Source organism: Arcobacter sp. CECT 8985 (genome assembly GCF_004116495.1).
In the GTDB taxonomy this organism is placed as follows: domain Bacteria; phylum Campylobacterota; class Campylobacteria; order Campylobacterales; family Arcobacteraceae; genus Malaciobacter.
Genome location: NZ_PDKC01000063.1, coordinates 1 through 3,748, shown reverse-complemented (window position 1 = coordinate 3,748; position 3,748 = coordinate 1). Strand labels below are relative to the sequence as shown.

Here is a 3,748-nt window from a genome sequence, read left to right as displayed (position 1 = left end):
AGAGCAGACTTCGGTTCTACTCAAAATCAATTAGAATCAGCTATTAGAAACCAAATGACTCAGCAAACTAATATTAAAGCTGCTGAATCTGTAATTAGAGATGTTGATTATGCACAAGAAAGTGCTACTTTTAATAAACAAAATATTATTGCACAAGCTGGTACTTATGCTATGAGTCAAGCAAATGCAATTCAACAAAATGTAACTAGACTATTACAATAGTTAATGATTTTATGAAAGAAGGAGTAGAACTTCTACTTCTTCTTATTTTTATAAATAAAATTATTTTAAACTAATTTTAAGAATTGGTATGTAATAATTTTATAGTATAGGTATCAATGGATTCCGAAGAGTAAAACTCTATGCTTGGTAACACAAGAATGTTTTAGGCTCCCGTATCATGGGTAAATCTTTTAATCATAAAAGGATTTATTATGAGAATTAATACAAATGCTGCTTCATTAGTTGCACAAGAAGCTGCGACAAATACAAACAATAGATTAAATAGCTCGTTAGAGAAATTAAGTACAGGTCTTAGAATTAATAAAGCTAGTGATGATGCTTCTGGTTTAGCAATTGCTGATAAACTTAGAACTCAAGCAAGCTCTATTGGTCAATCAATTTCAAATGGAAACTCTGCTGTTTCTTTAACACAAATTGCTGATAAGGCTATGGCTGAGCAATCTAATATTTTAGATACTATTAAAACTAAACTTATTCAAGCATCTACTGATACTACTTCAGATGATGGTAGAGAAGCTATTGGTAAAGATATAACTAAACTTCTTGACCAATTAAACAATATTGCTAGTCAAACTAATTATAACGGAACTACTTTATTACAAGGTGGAACTTCTGCTTCAGCTGCAGCTAAATTAACATTCCAAATGGGTGAAACAGCTGCTGATACTATTACAACTGATTCAGGTGTAAGAGCAAATACTAGTGGATTAGGTCTTGCAGGTTTAAAATCTGCTGCTAATGTTGGTACTGCTTCTGGAGGTTTTGATGCTGCTGGAGCAAGAGGTTTTATGAAAGGTGTTGATGATGCAATTAACACACTAAATGGTTGGAGAGCAGACTTCGGTTCTACTCAAAATCAATTAGAATCAGCTATTAGAAACCAAATGACTCAGCAAACTAATATTAAAGCTGCTGAATCTGTAATTAGAGATGTTGATTATGCACAAGAAAGTGCTACTTTTAATAAACAAAATATTATTGCACAAGCTGGTACTTATGCTATGAGTCAAGCAAATGCAATTCAACAAAATGTAACTAGACTATTACAATAAATTTAAATGATATATTAAACTAGTATTTTGTTAAAAGTATTTTAAGAGCCATTAAAACGCAATTATTGTAGGGGTCAATGGATTCCGAAGAGTAAAACTCTATGCTTGGTAACACAAGAATGTTTTAGGCTCCCGTATCATGGGTAAATCTTTTAATCATAAAAGGATTTATTATGAGAATTAATACAAATGCTGCTTCATTGATCGCTCAAGAAGCTGCAACAAATACAACAAAAAATGTAAGTAGTTCATTAGAGAAACTAAGTACAGGTCTTAGAATTAATAAAGCTAGTGATGATGCTTCTGGTTTAGCAATTGCTGATAAACTTAGAACTCAAGCTAACTCTATTGGTCAGTCAATTTCAAATGGAAACTCTGCTGTTTCTTTAACTCAAATTGCTGATAAGGCTATGTCTGAGCAATCTAATATTTTAGATACTATTAAAACGAAATTAGTTCAAGCTGCAACTGATACTACTTCTCAACAAGGTAGAGAAGCTATTGGTAAAGATGTTAGTAAACTTCTTGACCAATTAAATAACATTGCAACGCAAACTAATTATAATGGAACAACACTGTTACAAGCAGGAACAGCTGCTAATGGTGGATCAGCAACAACTTTAACATTCCAAATGGGTGAAACAAGTGCTGATATTATTCAAACAACATCTGGTGTTCAAGCAAATGTAAGTGGATTAGGTCTTCAAACACTTAAATCTGCTGCTAGTGCTGGTACTTCTGCACTATTTGATGCTGCAGACGCTAGAGGTTTTATGAAAAATGTAGATAGTGCGATTAACACACTAAATGGTTGGAGAGCGGACTTTGGTTCTACTCAAAATCAATTAGAATCTGCTATCAGAAACCAAATGACTCAGCAAACTAATATTAAATCTGCTGAATCTGTAATTAGAGATGTTGATTATGCACAAGAAAGTGCTAATTTTAATAAACAAAATATTATTTCGCAAGCTGGTACTTATGCTATGAGTCAAGCGAACTCTATTCAACAAAATGTTCTTAGACTTCTTCAATAGTCTTTGAGCCTTTTGAATATTTTTAAATTTTTAAAGGGCTAGATTTTTTCTAGTTCCCTTTAAAACATTCATTCTTAATAGGTTTAGTATTAGGAATGTGTGTTATTGTAGATGTTGTGAGGGATAAATAAAACGCTATTATTGTAGGGGTCAATGGATTCCGAAGAGTTTATTACTCTATGCTTGGTAATACAAGAATGTTTTAGGCTCCCGTATCATGGGTAAATCTTTTTGATAATAAAAAGGATTTATTATGAGAATTAATACAAATGCTGCTTCATTGATCGCTCAAGAAGCTGCAACAAACACAACAAAAAATGTAAGTAGTTCATTAGAGAAACTAAGTACAGGTCTTAGAATTAATAAAGCTAGTGATGATGCTTCTGGTTTAGCAATTGCTGATAAACTTAGAACTCAAGCTAACTCTATTGGTCAGTCAATTTCGAATGGAAACTCTGCTGTTTCTTTAACTCAAATTGCTGATAAGGCTATGTCTGAGCAATCTAATATTTTGGATACTATTAAAACGAAATTAGTTCAAGCTGCAACTGATACTACTTCAGATCAAGGTAGAGAAGCTATTGGTAAAGATATTAGTAAACTTCTTGACCAATTAAATAATATTGCAACGCAAACTAATTATAATGGAACAACATTATTACAAAATGGAACAGGTGTAAATGGTGATTCAGCACTATCTTTAACATTCCAAATGGGTGAAACAAGTGCAGATACTATTAAAACAACATCTGGAGTAGCAGCTAATGTTAATGGTTTAGACCTTAGTTCTTTAAAAGCTTCTGCAGCTGGTGGATTTGCAACTGCTGGTGCTTCGGCAGCTAGAGGTTTTATGTCAGATGTTGATGATGCGATTAACACACTAAATGGTTGGAGAGCAGACTTCGGTTCTACTCAAAATCAATTAGAATCTGCTATCAGAAACCAAATGACTCAGCAAACTAATATTAAATCTGCTGAATCTGTAATTAGAGATGTTGATTATGCACAAGAAAGTGCTAATTTTAATAAACAAAATATTATTTCGCAAGCTGGTACTTATGCTATGAGTCAAGCGAACTCTATTCAACAAAATGTTCTTAGACTTCTTCAATAGTCTTTGAGCCTTTTGAATATTTTTAAACTTTTAAAGGGCTAGATTTTTTCTAGTTCCCTTTGGAAATAACATCTATTCTTAATAGTTTTAGTATTAAGAATGGATGTAGTAATCCATATAGGGATCAATGGATTCCGAAGAGTAAAACTCTATGCTTGGTAATACAAGAATGTTTTAGGCTCCCAGTGTCATGGGTAAATCTTTTAAAGATAAAAAGGATTTATTATGAGAATTAATACAAATGCTGCTTCATTAGTTGCACAAGAAGCTTCAACAAATACAACAAAAAACTTAAATAGCTC

At 32.4% G+C, this 3,748-nt stretch carries 4 protein-coding genes; all 4 read left to right on the top strand.

What is annotated here, in order from left to right; translation table 11 throughout:
- A partial coding sequence (locus CRU93_RS13925) for a flagellin (RefSeq protein ID WP_258238944.1) occupies positions 1 to 222 on the top strand: 222 nt, incomplete at its 5' end.
- 212 nt (positions 223 to 434) lie between these two features.
- The gene (locus tag CRU93_RS13920) at positions 435 to 1,295 is read left to right on the top strand and encodes a flagellin (RefSeq protein WP_129104791.1); all 861 of its coding nucleotides are present in this window, start codon (positions 435 to 437) and stop codon (positions 1,293 to 1,295) included.
- Positions 1,296 to 1,468: 173 nt separating this feature from the next.
- Entirely contained in the window at positions 1,469 to 2,332 is an 864-nt protein-coding gene (locus tag CRU93_RS13915) for a flagellin (protein WP_129104790.1), read from the top strand.
- 253 nt (positions 2,333 to 2,585) lie between these two features.
- On the top strand, positions 2,586 to 3,446 hold the full coding sequence (locus CRU93_RS13910) for a flagellin (RefSeq protein WP_129104789.1): 861 nt from the start codon (positions 2,586 to 2,588) through the stop codon (positions 3,444 to 3,446).
- Positions 3,447 to 3,748 lie beyond the last annotated feature (302 nt).